Origin of the sequence: Polaromonas sp., from assembly GCF_049790275.1 — a bacterium.
Taxonomy (GTDB): Bacteria; Pseudomonadota; Gammaproteobacteria; order Burkholderiales; family Burkholderiaceae_C; genus Polaromonas.
Genome location: NZ_JBAQYR010000053.1, coordinates 20,523 through 36,820 on the forward strand (window position 1 = coordinate 20,523; position 16,298 = coordinate 36,820).

General features: G+C 60.9%; 17 protein-coding genes and 1 pseudogene. 6 read left to right on the forward strand and 12 right to left on the reverse strand.

The genetic code is table 11. From position 1 onward, the window contains the following. Positions 1-45: 45 nt before the first annotated feature. The 4 genes from WA904_RS07540 to WA904_RS07555 form a co-directional block, all read right to left on the reverse strand. On the reverse strand, positions 46-1,011 hold the full coding sequence (locus WA904_RS07540) for an MFS transporter (RefSeq protein ID WP_425196511.1): 966 nt from the start codon (positions 1,009-1,011) through the stop codon (positions 46-48). Positions 1,012-1,194: 183 nt separating this feature from the next. After that, the gene (locus tag WA904_RS07545; protein ID WP_425196512.1) at positions 1,195-1,854 is read right to left on the reverse strand and encodes an ArsR/SmtB family transcription factor; all 660 of its coding nucleotides are present in this window, start codon (positions 1,852-1,854) and stop codon (positions 1,195-1,197) included. Between the two features lie 176 nt (positions 1,855-2,030). Beyond that, a complete protein-coding gene (locus WA904_RS07550) occupies positions 2,031-2,492 on the reverse strand; it encodes a methyltransferase family protein (protein WP_425196513.1) in 462 nt (153 codons plus the stop codon). Next, complete coding sequence (locus tag WA904_RS07555) at positions 2,489-3,397, reverse strand: sterol desaturase family protein (RefSeq protein WP_425196514.1); 909 nt, start codon at positions 3,395-3,397, stop codon at positions 2,489-2,491. The genes WA904_RS07550 and WA904_RS07555 overlap by 4 nt, the downstream gene beginning before the upstream one ends. Before the next feature lie 158 nt (positions 3,398-3,555). Here WA904_RS07555 and WA904_RS07560 point away from each other — a divergent pair, with 158 nt between their 5' ends. Further along, entirely contained in the window at positions 3,556-4,650 is a 1,095-nt protein-coding gene (locus tag WA904_RS07560) for a helix-turn-helix transcriptional regulator (RefSeq protein ID WP_425196515.1), read from the forward strand. 44 nt (positions 4,651-4,694) lie between these two features. Here WA904_RS07560 and WA904_RS07565 read toward each other — a convergent pair whose 3' ends face one another. The 6 genes from WA904_RS07565 to WA904_RS07590 all read right to left on the reverse strand — a co-directional run bounded on the left by WA904_RS07565 (position 4,695) and on the right by WA904_RS07590 (position 9,925). Beyond that, positions 4,695-5,195: a DUF1772 domain-containing protein gene (locus WA904_RS07565; RefSeq protein WP_425196516.1), complete on the reverse strand. Its 501-nt coding sequence runs from the start codon at positions 5,193-5,195 to the stop codon at positions 4,695-4,697. A 70-nt stretch (positions 5,196-5,265) separates the two neighbouring features. Next, positions 5,266-5,571, reverse strand: coding sequence for a hypothetical protein (locus tag WA904_RS07570; protein WP_425196517.1), 306 nt, complete (start codon positions 5,569-5,571; stop codon positions 5,266-5,268). Positions 5,572-5,633: 62 nt separating this feature from the next. Further along, positions 5,634-6,551, reverse strand: a complete 918-nt coding sequence (locus WA904_RS07575) for a hypothetical protein (RefSeq protein WP_425196518.1) — start codon at positions 6,549-6,551, stop codon at positions 5,634-5,636. Then, positions 6,551-7,006, reverse strand: coding sequence for a VOC family protein (locus WA904_RS07580; protein WP_425196519.1), 456 nt, complete (start codon positions 7,004-7,006; stop codon positions 6,551-6,553). The genes WA904_RS07575 and WA904_RS07580 overlap by 1 nt, the downstream gene beginning before the upstream one ends. A gap of 144 nt (positions 7,007-7,150) precedes the next feature. Further along, positions 7,151-8,902 (reverse strand): DUF4403 family protein, encoded by a 1,752-nt coding sequence (locus tag WA904_RS07585; RefSeq protein ID WP_425196520.1) that lies wholly within the window; start codon positions 8,900-8,902, stop codon positions 7,151-7,153. 417 nt (positions 8,903-9,319) lie between these two features. Beyond that, entirely contained in the window at positions 9,320-9,925 is a 606-nt protein-coding gene (locus WA904_RS07590) for a class I SAM-dependent methyltransferase (RefSeq protein WP_425196521.1), read from the reverse strand. Positions 9,926-9,985: 60 nt separating this feature from the next. On the opposite strand from WA904_RS07590, the gene WA904_RS07595 reads away from it, so the two are divergent. The 5 genes and pseudogenes from WA904_RS07595 (at position 9,986) to WA904_RS07615 (ending at position 12,713) form a co-directional block, all read left to right on the forward strand. Then, complete coding sequence (locus tag WA904_RS07595; protein WP_425196522.1) at positions 9,986-10,183, forward strand: helix-turn-helix domain-containing protein; 198 nt, start codon at positions 9,986-9,988, stop codon at positions 10,181-10,183. Between the two features lie 78 nt (positions 10,184-10,261). Then, positions 10,262-10,539, forward strand: a pseudogene (locus tag WA904_RS07600) (twin-arginine translocation pathway signal protein); the annotation flags it as partial. 330 nt (positions 10,540-10,869) lie between these two features. Next, the gene (locus WA904_RS07605; protein ID WP_425196523.1) at positions 10,870-11,385 is read left to right on the forward strand and encodes a MarR family winged helix-turn-helix transcriptional regulator; all 516 of its coding nucleotides are present in this window, start codon (positions 10,870-10,872) and stop codon (positions 11,383-11,385) included. A 78-nt stretch (positions 11,386-11,463) separates the two neighbouring features. Beyond that, positions 11,464-11,673 carry an FAD-linked oxidase C-terminal domain-containing protein gene (locus tag WA904_RS07610; RefSeq protein ID WP_425196524.1) on the forward strand — a complete coding sequence of 70 codons (210 nt, stop codon included), beginning with the start codon at positions 11,464-11,466 and terminating at the stop codon, positions 11,671-11,673. Between the two features lie 62 nt (positions 11,674-11,735). Beyond that, positions 11,736-12,713: an MBL fold metallo-hydrolase gene (locus WA904_RS07615; RefSeq protein ID WP_425196525.1), complete on the forward strand. Its 978-nt coding sequence runs from the start codon at positions 11,736-11,738 to the stop codon at positions 12,711-12,713. A 194-nt stretch (positions 12,714-12,907) separates the two neighbouring features. Here WA904_RS07615 and WA904_RS07620 read toward each other — a convergent pair whose 3' ends face one another. Together WA904_RS07620 and clpB are read right to left on the reverse strand one after the other, a co-directional pair. Further along, the gene (locus WA904_RS07620; protein WP_425196526.1) at positions 12,908-13,393 is read right to left on the reverse strand and encodes an N-acetyltransferase family protein; all 486 of its coding nucleotides are present in this window, start codon (positions 13,391-13,393) and stop codon (positions 12,908-12,910) included. Positions 13,394-13,613: 220 nt separating this feature from the next. Continuing rightward, on the reverse strand, positions 13,614-16,214 hold the full coding sequence (gene clpB / locus WA904_RS07625) for an ATP-dependent chaperone ClpB (RefSeq protein ID WP_425196527.1): 2,601 nt from the start codon (positions 16,212-16,214) through the stop codon (positions 13,614-13,616). Positions 16,215-16,298: the final 84 nt, after the last annotated feature.

Below are 16,298 nucleotides of genomic sequence, written 5' to 3' on the forward strand. Positions count from 1 at the left end.
CGGCCGTTGAGGGAATGCCCCTTGTTCGCGTGAAAGAAGAGCGAATCAATGCGCAGGGTTGAGCCGGGGATGGGTCTCTTCGCCCCAGTGGTAAAGCACGGCACCGGACAGCAACATCGCCACGGCAACAAACCAGAAAGCGCTTTCGATACGACCACCCAGGGCGGCGGCGGCCCCAAGGCCCAGGGCACCAATGCCGTAACCCAGGTCGCGCCAGAAGCGGTAAATGCCAATCGCAGAAGCACGCCAGTTGGGGTGGGCAATGTCGGCCACCGCCGCGCTGAGGTTGGGGTACAGCATGGCCATGCCCAGGCCGGCAATTGCAGCTGAGGCACTCCACCATGCCGAACCGTGGCCCAGCGGCAGCAGTGCAACACCGGCGCCACACAGCCACATGCCCCAGGCGTTCAGGTGATGCCGGCCCACACGGTCAGACAACCTGCCGGTGACAAGCTGGGCGCCGCCCCAGGTGAAACCGTAAACACCGACGATCCAGCCGATGCCGGGCAAGCTGACGCCCTGCTGGTGCAGATAGAGCGGCCAGAACGCCCAGACCAGCGCATCGACAAACTTCTCGACCATTCCCGCCTGGCAAAGCGCTGCCATGCGGCGGTCTCGCCAGCTCATGAGGACAAAGATTTCCCGGGTAGATGGCCGCGCACTGACGCCCATCGGATAACGCGGCTGAAAAGCTTGCGCCGAAGGTGCTGCCGCGTGGCTTTTAACTTCAGCATGAGCCCAAGGCAGCGTCTCCTTCACACCCAGCCAGGCCAGCAGCGTGGCCAGGCCGATGACGGCCACACCAAACCACAGCAAACCCTCGCGCGGGCCCAGCAGCGAAGCCGCGTAACCCGTGACCACACCGGCAATGGCAACACCCACATAACCGGCGAACTCATTGAGCCCGATGACCAGCCCGCGCTGGTCGGCGCGGGTGATGTCGAGCTTGGCCGTCTGCGTCATGGACCAGGTCAGGCCCTGGTTGATACCCAGCAGGATGGTTGCCAGCACGATCCAGCTCCAGGAGGTTGCGAAGTAAACGATCCCCGGAATGGGCAGCGCCACCAATCAGAAAGACCCGAACCTCGTTGCCCGGCTGCCTGGCCAGTGCACCGGCCAGGCGTGCCCCGTTGTAGGTACGCTCGCTGCCGTAGGGTGCGTCGTTCAGAATGAGCAGCGTCTTCATGGGGAGCCTCAGCTTGACTGTTCAATGGGCAGGCCGCTGGCGCGCCATTCCGCCACGCCGTCGGTCAGGTGAAAGGCGCTGTAACCCTTCTTGCGCAGCAGCTCGACCGCGTCCCTGGCCATCAGGCAGAAGGGACCGCGGCAGTAGGCGACGACGGGCACGTCTTTCGGAAGCTCCTTCAGCCGCTTGCGGAGTTCGTCCATGGGCAATGAGCGGGCATGCGGCAAATGGGCGGTGGCGAATTCCTCTTCCGGCCGCACGTCCAGAACCAGGACCTCACCGGCCTTGGCTTTCTTCAGGATGGCAGCGCGGTCGATGCCCTCCAGTTCATCGCCGTGATCGACGATGGAGGCCAGCGCCATCTGCAGCTCGACGAGCCTCTCCTCCGCCTCCGACCGCAGGTTCACCCAGAGGTCGGCCACGCTGTTGCTGGCCAGGCGGTACAGGACGTATTTGCCCTCCTTGCGCGTCTCGGCAAGTCGCGCCAGACGCAGCTGCTTCAGGTGGGCACTCGCAAGCTTGACGCTGATTTCAGACTGCGCTGCGAGCACCTCGACGGTTTTCTCGCCCTGGCAGAGCAGCTCGATCAGCTCCAGGCGCTTGGGGCTGGCCACGGCCTTGCCGATGCGGGCAACCTGCTCGTACAAATGGTCTTTGATTTGTCTCATGCCATTAATCTAACGTTTGTTAGATTGTTTGTCAACAAATGAAACTTTCATGAATCACCCGTTCGGGCTGAGCCTGTCGAAGCCCTTCGACAAGCTCAGGACGAACGGGAGAGGTGTCATGAATTAAGGAATCATCAATAGGGAGAAATTCCTTCAATGATCAGGAGATGACAATCTCAGAGCCACCGGCGCACCCGCGCTTGGTAGGCGGCATAGTCGGCGCCGAAGAGCGATGAAAGCACGCGTTCCTCGGGTTCGATCTGGAAGCGGTTCATGTACAGCACGAAAACAGCCAGGAAGAAAAAGGCCGGCGGGCTCGACAGGAAAGCTGCCCACCCCAAAAGCGTCAGCAGCAGGCCGATATACATGGGGTTGCGTGTGAGACGATAGATACCTGCCGTGACCAGCGACGACGTCGAGCCAGGCTTGAACGGATTGACGGTTGTCCTCGCTCGCCGAAACAGAACGATGCCGGAGATGCTGATGCCCTGACCGATGGCGACAAGCGTCAGCGCTGCGCCCAGCCGAAACCCGAACGGCATTGACCATGGCTCGAAAAGCAAGGACGTCAGCCACATCAAAAGTGCAAGGGTCAACGCCACCACCGGTGGGGGAATTCTGAGCTCGAGTGTGTTCATGACAGGGAGGGTGCCCGTTCACCCGGCACGCTTGAAGCCAATGCAACCGGGGCCACCCGTACCGCTGAAGTCTTGCTTCGCGCTTCTGGCACCGGCTGTGCCGCCACAACGCCGGCACGAGCTTGGTGCAGCCTGCCGGTCAGTGCCCAAAGCCCGTCCTGGTAGCCGGGGTGCTCGGTGCCACACCAGCGGTCCCACCAGACAAAATACAGGCCATAGTTGGAATTCGCGTAGGCGTGGTGCATTTCGTGATGCAGCGTGGTGGTCAGCCAGCGCCCCCACCACCCCTCCAACCAGGCCCTCGGGATCAACTCGACACCGGCGTGGCCGGCCACATTGCGCACGACCATGTGTGTCACCCAGAGGAACGCCACCGTCGGATGCACCGGCAAGACCAGCAGAAACAGTGGAAGAAAAATCGCCTGCACCAGGGCTTCAGCGGGCGCGAACGAGTAGGCCGTCCAGGGGGTGGGTGCGAGCGACTGGTGGTGCGTGCGGTGCGCCCACCGGAACACCCTGCGGTGATGCATGAGCCGGTGCGTCCAGTAAAACCAGGCATCCTGCGCCACCACCATGACGAAGAAACTGGAAACCAGCCAGAGCCAGCCGTATTCGCCTGCAGAGGCATAAATCTTCAGGCATCCCGCCCGGTACCCCAGGAACACGCTGGCACCGACCAGGGAAAAAATGACAACGGTCAGCATGGAATGGCCGAACTCGCGCAATCGCTGCCCGCTGGCGATCTGGCGGATACGAACCGTGCGGCGAACCCGCCAGGCTGTGGGCGCCCAGGCCAGTATGGCGGTGAAGGCGCCCGCAACAATCAGGTAACGCATAAGGTCTGCCAGCCAGATGGTTGGCCAGGCCACGGCTGCGGAGGCCCAGTACGTCTGGAAGTTGGTCATGGAGGTCTCCTTGGTGCTAAAAGGAGGCTGAATTTAGGAAAAATGCGGCAGGGTGTCTGCCCGATTCCGGTGAATGCTGGCCGTTTCATCGAAAAGGCCAGCAATTGCAGGTTTTGGCGAGATCAGCCACTCTCCCTTGTGACATCCTCGGGGCTCTCATGAACCTGATTGAACCTTTGCTGCGCGGCGCAGGTATCGCCATGGTGGCCCTGCTGTTCCTTGTGATCGCGGCGCGTGGAGGCTGGCGCCTGCGCGCCGATTTGCTGCTGATGCTGACTTGCGTGGCCGCCTATCTGGCCTGCTCTTCTCCCGCCCGGCTGTGCGGCACCGAACCCGGCGCACTGCCCCTGGTGCTGGCGGCGCTGGCATTTCCCTTCGTGTTTTGGCGGCTGGCCTCCGTGGTGCTGGAGGACGACCGGCATATTCCCTGGCTGGCCTGGACGGGTGCCGCGGTGATGGTCACCTGCGGCCTGCTGGCCGGGTTGGACTACCTGCCCGTCCCGCAACACTGGCGGCCGGTGTTCAGCGGCCTGAACAAGGTGGTGGCGATTGGTTTTCTGGGTTCGGCCGGCGTCAGGGCCTGGTGCAGCCGCGAGGGCGATCTGATCGACGCACGCCGTCGTCTGCGCTGGGTTGTGGTTGGCGCGCTCGGTTTCTACAGCCTCGCCGTGATCATGGTCGAAATCTACCTCCAGCGCGCGGCCCCTCCCCCGTGGCTGGATCTGTTGAACATCTCACTGATCGACCTGACCTTGCTGGTAAACGCGGTGCTCCTGCTGGACATGAGGCCCCAGGCCCAGGAAGCGCTTTTCAAACCGGCGGCGGTCTCCGGCAAGACACCCGAAGCCCAGCCACTGCCAGCGGCGGTGGACGCAGACGCGGTGCTGATCGACCGCCTTGCCATCTTGATGCGCGACCAGCACCTCTACCGCGACCCGGAACTTTCGGTAAAGAGTCTTGCATTGGCCCTGGAGGTGCCGGAATACGTGCTGCGACGGCTGATCCTTGCACGTCTGGGTCACCGCCACTTCGCAACCTTCGTCAACGACTACCGTCTGCAAGAGGTGACCGCACGCATGGCGGACCCGGCGCTGAATCGCCGGCCCATCCTGACCCTGGCACTGGAGGCCGGGTTCGGATCCATCGGGCCTTTCAACCGGTTCTTCCGGGAGCGCCATGGCATGACGCCTTCCGAGTTTCGTGAACGGTGCATGGCAGCCTCGGCGAACTTGCCCATGCCGTCTCCAGGATGAAATCAAGGCTCGCGGCGGCGCTGACGCTCAATCGCTTAGAAAGATCAGGCCTTGGGCGGAGGCTGTCGCGACACCGTTACCAGCACCACCGAAGCAACAAAACATGCCAGGGAAGCCACCGTGCGAGCGAAGTTGCTCTGGTTCCATGTGTCTCGCGCTGCCTGCCAGTTGCCCGGCGGTAACGCGGGTTGCCAGGAGGCCAGCTCATTGTTGATGGGCACGTTCACCGTGCGCGTTACCCAGAATACCGCGACGAAATAAGTGAACGCAATGAGCAGCCAGACGACGCCGGCTTTGCGCCGGCCACACCAGAAAACCACTGCAGCCGCCGCAAACGGCAGCAACACCGAGCCAAAGTAGATTCCGCCAAAAGTGGCGTTACGAACCACGCGGTTGATCCACTGCTGTGTGGTGATGTAGCCGGAAGCGTCGAGGTTGGCCATGGCGGGCGCAACATCAACGGCAAAGGCAAAAAAGAAGCCCGCCATGATGCCCAGCAGGCAAGTAGCAAGAACTTCGACGGCCAGGGTGATTTGATAACGCATGGAACGGGAGCTTAACGTTGAAATGCCATTAATTTGCGGCTGGCTCATTGGGGAGCCTGTGCCAGTCTTATTAATCGCCGCCGTCGCCCGCATGCGACGAGTTGTCCATCGTTTCGGAGCGTCCACCAGAACGCCAGCCCGTGTAATTGTGTATGTCCGTCGGCATGGCGTGGCCAGAAGAGCCGCTGCCACTTGAACCACCTGTTTCTGCTTTCGACATGCGGCGACTGACACGGTCGGTAAGGAAGAGCGCAATCCCAACCACGAACATGGCAAATGCCGCGAGCCACAACATGCGGCTCAACGTCCAGGCCACGGGTATCAGTACCAGCGCCGCTGTTATCAGCACCAGGCCAAGAACCTCTCGAAATGTCATGGTCAGCGCCTTATAAATTTTGAAGTCATTGATGGGCCAAACGCATACGCCCTGCTGCCCTTCTACCGCACCGGCTTGCCACTCACAATGTCGGCCACCTTGGGGGCCAGTGACACCAGGGCCTGCCGCAAGGCGGGTGCGGCGGCCGGCAGGTCTGCCACCAGGTCGTCGTAGCGCGAATATTCGAAGCGCACATCAGGCGCGGAGAACCACACCGTCTGCCGGCCCAGGAACTGCTTGGTGCGTCCGTTGTACATCGCCACCCCGACGCTGACATTGCGCTTGTAGGCATTCAAGGGACCGGGTGCGTTGTAGAAGGCGAGCGGGCTCACCTGCAGAAGGACATCGGTATCCACTGCCGGAAAGCTGTCGGCGGACCCGGAGGGGTATTTGTTCTTGCTTTCGTCGACAGCCGGCCAGCGCAGGCGCGGTGCACTGCCCGCTCCTTCGCTTGAGACGGTGACAGCCACACCGCGCGCCTTCAGCTCCGAACTCAGGGCCGCCATGAAATCAGCGCGCAGGTCGAAACCCGGATGGCGCTTGAGCACCTCGGCACCAAAATTTTGGGACTTCTTGAACGTTTCTTCCGCACTGCGCTGGATGAACACACCGACAAGCGCACCCGCTCCGGCGGCCACGCCACCCACCACAGGGCTGGGCGGATTCTGCATGTTGGCAACGTATGCCTGGGCCTGCGCGGACACCGCCTGCTGGTGGTCCGGAAGCGTCGGCCCCTGGGGCGAACCGGCGGCGTAGTAGTAGTCCGCCTTCTCCGAAAAATGGAACCACGGAAACCCCGGCGCCCAGGGAACAATGACACCTACCACAGCCGCCACGTTCATCGGCGGAACGTCAACGACAACGGCGCTCTTCGGCGGCGCAAAACCCTTAGAGTCGATGACTGGCTGCGCCACGCAGCCGGCCAGAAGAAGCACGAACAACAGCCAGAACCGTCTTGCCTTGCCAATCATGGGATTCATCACTTTGCCTCCTTTTCTTTCAAGCTCGTGGTTGCGGGACCTTTCAACTCAACCGTATTGCCGTCCGGGTCAGAGATGTAGAGCGACAAGCCTTCCCCCTCGGCGCCGAAGTTCACGGCAGCCGCGCCGTGGAGGGGTATGTTGTGCACGTCCAGGTGTGCCGTCAGCGCCGCTTCATCAAAAGGCTCGACCCGAAGACACAGATGGTCAACATTGCGGCCCTCCTTCGCCGGGCCAGCACCGCCTCGCAGCCCGAGCTTGCCGTCGAGCGCGACCAGGTCAATCATGGAGCTGCCGGCTGACAGATGGATGAGGCCAAGGTCATCGCGCCTTCTGGCGACTTTGCAGCCAAGGACATTGCAGTAAAAAGCGATGGCGCGTTCAAGGCTCGCGACGCGAAGCACGATGTGGTCGATGTGCTGGACGGTGAAATTGCGTGTCGGCGCGGAGGTCATGCCTGACTCCTGGTGCGTTTTTACTGCCCGCGAGTATCCTCCAGCTCATTCCGTGCTGCAAGTGTTACGCATCCTCGCGATGCGTTGAACTCGGCCCTAGCCAAGGCAGTTGGCATTCAGCCGAACTGGCCGAATCAGTTAAATCTATTTCAGGACCATGTCCAGCCGGGACGTACCTTCCAGGAGCAAGTCGAAGTTCAGGGCATCGCCCTGCATCCAGACGGAACCCAGCTGGACGGAAGTAACCACGCCGCTGATCTCTCCGCCACTGAGGGGAATGTTGAAGTTGGTAAACCTGGTCAGCAGCTTGTCGAGCTCATCCCCCACCTTGAACACCATCTGCTTTCCGGCAAGCTCTGCCACCTTCGACTGAACCACGGCTGCAGCGTGTTCGACCAGCCAGTTCTGGCTCTCCAGTGTGAAATTGAAGTCATCAAACCGGATGACTCGCCTGGACGCGTCATAGACCGGCTTGCCGCTAAGGTACAAGGTGCCGGACGGGCGCAGGAATTTTTTTCCCTTGATGTCGAGCCCGAATACCAGGAGGTTTCCGCTCTGGTAGACATCCACCTTTTGCAAAGCAAACCCGGCCTCCTTCAGTTGCTGGCCAGCAAGCTTGTTCAATTCGGCGAAAAGCACTTCGCTCATCTTTGACACGGCGATCGTGCCGCGCGGTGCCAGGCGAAAACGGTTGGTGCTGGCCCCCAGCGACACCGGAACTGCCGCGAGCGGTGCCACCTCCGGCTTCAACCCGTAGATGACCGTCAAGTCGGTGTCGAGGCCGGCAGTCATCGAAAGCGTCTGCAGGCCACCCGTTGTTGCACCGCTCAGCTGTGATAGATACACCTGCTTGGGCTCCACCTTGAGCCAGACATCCTTGCCCAAGCCGTAGGCACCCTGCAGCTTTGCCACGGCGGTGCCCACTTCCTTGTTGATGGGAAGATCGGAACCCGCCTTGACGACGGCGTCGTTCACGGCCTTCTGGATCTGCTTCTCCAGAGCTGCGGCAACCACACGCGAAACCACAGCAGCCTCCACGTCGGAGAAACTCCACGCCTGCAACAGCTCAACAGCCCCTGGTACACACAACTTCTTCACGTCCAGGTTGAAGTCGGTCACCTCGGCTTTGGCTGCCACGCCTCCAGCTTCCTGCACAAGCTGGATGGTCGCATTGGCCTCTGCCTCGACATTCGACGTACAGGCCAACGCGCCTTTCACGGTGACACTGCCCACCAGGGTACCTGCCTTCACGTCGGCAGATATTGGTATGGACAATTTGACGCTCGTGGCAATCACATTGCCGTTCACTGACAAGGCCATGGAATCGAGCCTGGCACTGTAGTTCAGCCACGCCGAGGTTTCAAAAATTTTGGGCGTCACACGTTCGACGGCGGTGTAGACCGTGCGGGCAACTTCCACCTGTGCCGGAACGCACTTGGTGACCTCTTTCCAGATGGTCTTGGTGACAGTTTCGAAAACATCCTCGGCGCAATCTCCCCATTTCCAGGGCCTGAGGAGGCATTTAAAGACTCTTGTCCCTGTCTTGATGGTTGTCGTGACAGTTTCGGGAATCTTCTCGACCTGGCAGACAGCGGCCTTGAATGGCACGTCAATGATCTTCCTGGGTTCTTGAAAAATCGACTTCTCTTCCGCCAGAAGCTTGACGCTTAACTCCGGAGAGCGTCCTTCGAAAAGCGGCTTGGCCTTGAGCGTTTCTTCGAGCTGAGCTTTCAGCGCTTCAACATTGACCGTAACGGGAATGGCCAGCGTGGATCGTACCGGTGCAACCGGAGGGGCGCCAGGCTGCTGGCGTGGTGGTGCCGGCAGATCAAATTTGCACCCCGTCAGAAAAAAGACGACTGCAAATGCAATGGCCCATCCAGACGAACATGTCATTTTCTTTTTCATACATCCCCCTTACAGCTTTGATATGTGGAGGAGTTTTGTAGCATCCTTGCACGGCGGTGTACAGGTACTGGGTTACCGCGAAGACTGAAAGTTGGTCGCGTTCCCATAAACATGGGAGATCAGTCTCCGGAATTCCCTCCGGATGCTCGAACGCCTGTTGTCCTCAGAAAGCATCTGAGGCCACTTGATCGACGGCGACCGTCAAGCCACAATCGAGCCGGCGTCATTCATGGGAGGCGATGATGAGCGTGTTTCTGAGAATCAAGCGCTGGCCGAACTCCAGGGTGCCCTATGTCATAGCTGTTGCAGCGACCCACAGATCGATACGCAAAGACATTCGCGCCATTCGGGATAGTCGAGCACAACGTAAGAACGCTTGATGACCGCTTTGGCCCCGTGGGGCTGCTAGGCTGACGCTGCCGGCCACAAGCGAACATCCGCGCGCTCAAGAACCACTTCCCAAAGGGCTTTGGACCTGACGTACTTTTTGGTGACAAAGTGCTCCAGCGAAAGCCTGTTCCAGCCTTCTGCAAAAAGTGAATTGATCGCGGCTTCATCGAAGAAGCGTTTGGGTTCACCCTTGACCATGAAGAAGTTAGGCTCGATTTCAGGATGCCCGCTGGCGCCGAAGTGGTGATCCTGGTCGGAGTTGAGGCGACAAAGAAAGACGCCGCCGGGGCGCAAGGCTGAGCGGATGCGCGCTACCAGGGCTTGCGTTTCGGACCAGGGGAAATAGTGAATCGACAGGCTGGCGACGATGACCCCCAGTTCATGTGCCACTTCGGGAAAAGGTTCCCGCACGTCCCGGCACTCCACCACCGCCGCGGGCACACGAAGCTTCGTGATGCCGGCTGAAACGCTGGAAAGGTCGAAGGCGAGGACCTTCAACCCGGCGCCGGCGAGGACAGCCGTATCGTCTCCGTGGCCACATCCGATCTCAAGCACGGGGCCCGAGCCTGCCCGCTCAAGCACAAGGGGAAGCCATCGGTTGAGCCAGGGATCGGTGAACATTTTTTCAGACGCCTTCGATATATCCGATGAAAAGTGCGGACTGACACCGCGAAACATGACGTGACTTTACAGGCGTCGGCACCTGACGGGGCCTTGTATATCACGACCACCCACGAAGAGCTATCCGCATGCAGCGGGGTGAGTAGGCCCAAGCTGTCCCAAGAGTTGAAACGCCTGGAGCTGAAAGGCCGGGTCAAGCTCGAGCGCGGCAGCATTCGCATCATCGACCTCGCGAACCTCTTCGACCCTACCTATTAGCTGGGCATCGCTTGTTCCCCAGGAACTGACCGCGCTGCCGCTCCGCGTGTGCTCACCGACGCGCTTCGCGCTGATGACGGGCCGCTGAAATCCGGCTACGAGGAGTTCTTCGGCCCGATGTCGAGCGGTGTCGACTACTTCACCCATTGCAGCAATAGCGGTGTGCACGACCTCTTTCTCGGAGATGAAGAAACGCGCGCGGAAGGCAATCTGACCGATCTATTGTCCCGGCGCGCGGTTGAGTACGTGAAGCGAAGGGGCCGGGAGGGCTCCCCCGTTTTCCCTGAGCGGGGCACTACACAGCCCCTCACTGGCCTTGGGAAACGCGGAACGACGCCTCGGTGCCCGCCGAGCTCGACGGCCGCCGATGTTGGTCCCAAACAACTTCGCCGGGGTGAAATCCCTTCCTTGCGGAACCGCGTCACCTGCCGCCTGGTCTAGACTAGCGCTGCATGCACCTCTGTGCGCAGCTTGTGAGCACGATGCAATACTGCGACGCGCGCAACCACGGAAGGACTATGGCGAGAATTGCGAAGGCAGGCCTAACTAAGCATCAGAGTGATGTTCCGACAAGCACTGAGGGAAAGTCGGAAGGCCGGGTCGCGCGCGCGCCAAGCAGGAATAAACCCTCTGACGAATCGCCCGCCAATCCGTGCTCCCTGTGCAATCCAAGGGACCTCACGGAGTTGCTGAACTACAGGCTGGCCGCGCTCGTAGCCACCAGTGGTGCGGCAGTCATACGTTTGTGCGAAGGCCGGTACGGCGTCTCAAGGCGGGAGTGGCACCTCCTCGGCCTGCTGGACGCGCTTGGCCCGCAGTCACCTTCTGCCCTGGCAGAGAGCTGCCATCTGGATCGGCCCCGCGTCTCCCGGGCCATCGCTACGCTTTCCGGCAAGGGTCTGGTCAAGAAATCGTCGATGCCGTCCGATCAGCGCAGGGCAACCGTCGAGTTGACATCCTTCGGACGAAAGCTGCAAAGGCGTGCGTTCGAGGAGATTTCGTCCATCAACGCGCGCCTCGTGAAAGGCCTTGACGACGCTCAATTGGCTCAGTTGGACGCGCTGCTGAGGTTGCTCAAGACCAACGCGGATGTCGTCAAGCGCGAGGGGGCCGCCGATGTTCATGCCGATCGTTGGCGGGGAATGCGCGCGCGCGCCGGCTGGCGTGCAGAAAGCACGGACTCCGCAGACGACCAAAGCTGAGTGTCGCGCGCAACTGCATGAGCCAGCCTTACAAAGGCATGGCCGGTAGGCAACGCGGCAGGCTCATGGACCGGACAGATGGGCCGCACACCGGCGGATATCAGCCGCTGCCAGGATTCCCGCGCCTCGCAATCTCCAAGGGTTTTTCATACCAATGGTTGTTTCAAACAATCGAAAGCTTCTTCGCTAGATTTGCACTATCCAATTTACGCGGAAATTGAACTGATGCGCAGCCTGAAAAACTTGCTCGACCCTGCGCACATCCTGAACGCGGGGCGTGTATTTTGAGCGCTTCGCGCGCGAACGCGATTTGCGAACCGGATGACGAGCCAACAATCAAGGACCAGCCAATGAAATTCGATCTCACCCATTCCCGGAAGAGCATCGCAACTGCCGCGCTCTTTGCGTTCGGCGTTCTGTGCGGCACCTTCGCGAACGCACAATTGCTGGACGGTTGTCCGTCGAAGGAGATCCTGGCAAGATTCGAGGAGTTCGGAAGGACCGGAAGGATGCTGCCGGACCTGGGTCGATGGCTTGTCGATCCGAAGGCCCAGATCATGGAGCCGTACAAGGCTTTCGACAACGTCTACTACGTGGGTGTCTGTTGGGTGTCCTCGTGGATCATCAAGACGAGCGATGGGGCCATCCTCATCGACACGCTGCATGAGCCTTTCGTGGATCAATTGATCGAGAACATCAAGCGTGTTGGAGTGGAACCAAAGGACATCAAGTACGTGCTCATGACACACGGTCACTTTGACCATGTCGGCGGCGCCTACAAGTTGAAATCCCTCACGAACGCGCAATTCGTCATGACGCAGACTGGTTGGGACGAGGGCATCAGGTCTTCCAAGGAGTCCGAAAGCACTCCGCGTGCATGGCGCATGATTGCCGCGGATCGCGTGGTCAAGGACGGCGACGTGATTTCGCTCGGCGATCAAGTCATCCGTATCTACGAAACTCCCGGTCACACGTATGGCACGGCTTCGTTCTCCTTCGGCGTAAAGGATGGGTCCAAGAAGCATCGCGCCATCACCGTGGGAGGGTTGGGTCTGAATGCGGTCGAAGGATCGAGACAGGTCGAATCCTATATTGCGAGCGTTCGCCGCATTGAACAATTGATGGCATCGTCAACCGATCCGATCGAGGTTCATCTGACGACACACCCATTCAGCAACGGGCTGACCGAGGCCAAGGAACTCCTGAAAACGCGCAAGGTCGGCGATCCTCATCCGCTGGTCGATCCAGAAGGGCTTCGCAGGCAGCTTGAGCAATTGCGATCACGCGCCGAGGAGCGGCTCGCGATTGAGCGCAAGGCCGGCCGCTAATTTCCAGGCAGACGAGTAACACCCTGGTCCGAGTTGAGGCGACAAAGCAAGATGCCGCCGGGTCGCAAGGTTGAACGGATGCGCGCCACCAGGGGTTGCGTCTCGGCTCAGGAAAAATAGTGAATCGACAGGCTGGCGACGATGACCCCCAGCTCCCGCGCCACTTCGGGGAAGGGTTCTCGCACGTCGTGGCTTTACAGGCGCTGATACATCACCAGCGCGTCGGTGTACCCGTGTACTGGGTGAAGAAATGCTTCCGGCACCCGGCCTACGGTTTCGAAACCCATTCCCGTCCAGAGCTTGACGGCCCGGTGGTTGCTTGCGATCACGAAGTTGAACTGCATGGCGCGGAATCCTCCTGCTCGGGCAACCTCGAGCGAGTGCGCACACATGGTGCGTGCCACTCCTTTGCCGTTGGCATCGCTCGCAGTCATGTAGCCGCAGTTCGCCACATGCGCCCCACCGCCCTTGCGGTTGGGGTGCAGCACATACGTGCCCAGAAGCCTGTCGCCCTCGCAGGCGACGAAGCACTGGTTGTCTGGCGCCAGCCAGGCCAGAAGGGCATCCTGCCGGCTTGTCTCCCGCGGAAAGTCGTAGGTTTCGCCCGCGCGGATGATGGGCTCAAGGATTTGCCAGAGACCGTCTTCATCTGCTGAGACCGCTTTCCGTATCGACAACATCGCACTCACCTTCCCGTGGGAAAAGCCAAGAGCTTAACGCCGATCTGTAGAATCGAACCGGGCGCTCATTCTGTGAGCATCGCCACCAAAAGAAAACCCGCTTTTGCGTTCGCAAGAGCGGGTTTTCATGCATCAAACAGGCCTCTATCCCTTATACAACGGGCGCAAGCAGCTACTGATTCAATAGCAAGCTGCGCCGCCTCCGGGACGCAGCGAGGGCTCAGTGCGTGGTGCGGTCGAACTTGAACACGCCGGGTTCGCGCACCGGATCCACATCGACCGGGATCGTGCTCTTGGGCAGGAAGCGCCCTTCGAGCAGCAGCTTGGACAGCGGGTTTTCAATCCGCTGCTGGATCGCACGCTTGAGCGGCCGCGCGCCGAACACCGGGTCGAAGCCGACCTTGGCGAGTTCGGCAATCGCCGCTTCCGAGACTTCCATCGTGAGGTCCATCTTCTGCAGGCGCTCCATCAGCACCTTGAGCTGGATGCGCGCGATGGACTCGATGTTTTTCGCGTCGAGCGAATGGAAGACCACGGTCTCGTCGATGCGGTTCAAGAACTCGGGGCGGAAGTAGTTCTTCAGCTCGCCCTCCACCGCTTCCTTGATGTCCTCGTAAGGCTGGCCCACCATGGACTGGATGATGGGCGAGCCGATGTTGCTGGTCATCACGATCACGGTGTTCTTGAAGTCCACGGTGCGGCCCTGGCCGTCGGTCAGTCGGCCGTCGTCGAGCACCTGCAGCAGCACGTTGAACACATCGGGGTGGGCTTTTTCCACCTCGTCGAGCAACAGCACGCTGTAGGGCTTGCGGCGCACGGCTTCGGTCAGGTAGCCGCCCTCCTCGTAACCCACATAACCCGGAGGCGCACCGATCAGGCGGGCGACCGAGTGCTTTTCCATGAACTCGCTCATGTCAACGCGAATCAGGTGGTCTTCGCTGTCGAACAGGAAGCCGGCCAGGGCCTTGCAAAGCTCGGTCTTGCCGACACCGGTGGGGCCGAGGAACAGGAAGGAGCCTGTCGGGCGGTTCGGATCGCTCAGGCCGGAGCGTGAGCGGCGGATGGCGTTGGCCACCGCGCCAATGGCTTCGTCCTGGCCCACCACCCGTTCGTGCAGCTTGCCTTCCATGAGCAACAGCTTGTCGCGCTCGCCCTGCATCAGTTTGCTGACCGGAATGCCGGTGGCGCGCGCCACAACCTCAGCGATTTCTTCCGCGCCGACCTGGGTGCGCAGCAGCGTGGGCGCGTTCGACTTGCCCTTGCTGGCTTCGCTGTCCTGCGCTTCCTTCAGGCGCTTCTCAAGCGCCGGCAGCTGGCCGTATTGCAGCTCGGCGACCTTGTTGAAGTCACCCTTGCGTGTGAACTCTTCGATCTGGAAGCGGATGCGGTCGATCTCTTCCATGACGTCCTTGGAGCCGAGCGCCTGGGCTTTTTCAGCCTGCCAGATTTCGTCGAGGTCGGAGATTTCCTTTTGCAGCTTGGCAATTTCCTCTTCGATCAGGCCAAAGCGTTTTTGCGAAGACTCGTCTTTTTCGCGGCGCACAGCTTCGCGCTCGATCTGCAGCTGGATCAGGCGGCGGTCCAGCCGGTCCATGACCTCGGGCTTGGAGTCCATCTCGATCTTGATCTTGGCCGCAGCCTCGTCGATCAGGTCAATCGCCTTGTCGGGCAGGAAGCGGTCGGTGATGTAGCGGTGGCTGAGCTCGGCCGCGGCGACGATGGCCGGGTCGGTGATCTGCACGCCATGGTGCACCTCGTATTTTTCCTGCAGGCCGCGCAGGATGGCAATGGTGGCTTCCACGGTCGGCTCGCCCACCAGGATTTTCTGGAAGCGGCGCTCGAGCGCAGCGTCTTTTTCGATGAACTTGCGGTATTCGTCGAGTGTGGTGGCGCCCACGCAATGCAGCTCGCCGCGTGCCAGCGCGGGTTTCAGCATGTTGCCGGCGTCCATCGCGCCTTCGGCCTTGCCGGCACCCACCATGGTGTGCAGCTCGTCGATGAAGACGATGGTCTGGCCTTCGTCCTTGGCGAGCTCTTTCAGCACGGTTTTCAGGCGCTCTTCAAATTCGCCGCGGAACTTGGCACCGGCCAGCAGCGCGGCCATGTCCAGGCTCAGCACACGTTTGCCTTTCAGCGAATCCGGCACCTCGCCGGCGACGATACGCTGGGCCAGGCCTTCGACGATGGCGGTCTTGCCGACGCCGGGCTCGCCGATCAGCACCGGGTTGTTCTTGGTGCGGCGCTGCAGCACCTGGATGGCGCGGCGGATCTCGTCGTCGCGGCCAATCACCGGGTCGAGCTTGCCCAGGCGGGCGCGCTCGGTCAGGTCCATGGTGTATTTCTTCAGCGCTTCGCGCTGGCCTTCGGCTTCGGGGCTGTCCACGCCCTGCCCGCCGCGCACGGCATCGATGGCGGCTTCCAGCGCCTTGCGCGTCAAGCCGGCTTCCTTGGCCAGCTTGCCGACCTCGGCCTTGCTGTCGGCCACCGCCAGCAAAAACAGCTCGCCAGCAATGAACTGGTCGCCGCGCTTGATGGATTCCTTTTCAGTGGCCTGAAGCAGCCGGCCGAGCTCGGGGCCGACCTGGATCTGCTCCTGGCCCGACACGGAGGGCAGCTTCTTGATGGCGGCATCGGTGGCCGACTGCAGGGCGGCGACGTTGACGCCGGCGCGCTGCAGCAGCGCTTTCGGGCCGTCTTCCTGGGCCAGCATGGCTGCCAGCAGGTGAACCGGCTCGATGTAGGCATTGTCGTTGCCCAGCGCCAGCGACTGCGCGTCGCTGAGCGCTTCCTGAAATTTGGTGGTGAGTTTGTCCTGGCGCATGGCGTCCCTTGAAAAAATGGATTGCTGAAGATCTGGGGCTGAAGACTTGCCTTTTCAATAGCCCTTGCCCATAACCGGGTTTAC

Bases quoted from the DNA above. Each gene is read 5' to 3' on its own strand.
- WA904_RS07575 (WP_425196518.1), bottom strand. From the start codon at position 6,551: ATGAATCCCATGATTGGCAAGGCAAGACGGTTCTGGCTGTTGTTCGTG.
- WA904_RS07565 (WP_425196516.1), bottom strand. From the start codon at position 5,195: ATGCGTTATCAAATCACCCTGGCCGTCGAAGTTCTTGCTACTTGCCTG.
- WA904_RS07615 (WP_425196525.1), top strand. From the start codon at position 11,736: ATGAAATTCGATCTCACCCATTCCCGGAAGAGCATCGCAACTGCCGCG.
- WA904_RS07560 (WP_425196515.1), top strand. From the start codon at position 3,556: ATGAACCTGATTGAACCTTTGCTGCGCGGCGCAGGTATCGCCATGGTG.
- clpB (WP_425196527.1), bottom strand. From the start codon at position 16,214: ATGCGCCAGGACAAACTCACCACCAAATTTCAGGAAGCGCTCAGCGAC.
- WA904_RS07545 (WP_425196512.1), bottom strand. From the start codon at position 1,854: ATGAGACAAATCAAAGACCATTTGTACGAGCAGGTTGCCCGCATCGGC.
- WA904_RS07580 (WP_425196519.1), bottom strand. From the start codon at position 7,006: ATGACCTCCGCGCCGACACGCAATTTCACCGTCCAGCACATCGACCAC.
- WA904_RS07620 (WP_425196526.1), bottom strand. From the start codon at position 13,393: ATGTTGTCGATACGGAAAGCGGTCTCAGCAGATGAAGACGGTCTCTGG.
- WA904_RS07610 (WP_425196524.1), top strand. From the start codon at position 11,464: ATGGGCCGCACACCGGCGGATATCAGCCGCTGCCAGGATTCCCGCGCC.
- WA904_RS07570 (WP_425196517.1), bottom strand. From the start codon at position 5,571: ATGACATTTCGAGAGGTTCTTGGCCTGGTGCTGATAACAGCGGCGCTG.
- WA904_RS07585 (WP_425196520.1), bottom strand. From the start codon at position 8,902: ATGACATGTTCGTCTGGATGGGCCATTGCATTTGCAGTCGTCTTTTTT.
- WA904_RS07550 (WP_425196513.1), bottom strand. From the start codon at position 2,492: ATGAACACACTCGAGCTCAGAATTCCCCCACCGGTGGTGGCGTTGACC.
- WA904_RS07555 (WP_425196514.1), bottom strand. From the start codon at position 3,397: ATGACCAACTTCCAGACGTACTGGGCCTCCGCAGCCGTGGCCTGGCCA.
- WA904_RS07590 (WP_425196521.1), bottom strand. From the start codon at position 9,925: ATGTTCACCGATCCCTGGCTCAACCGATGGCTTCCCCTTGTGCTTGAG.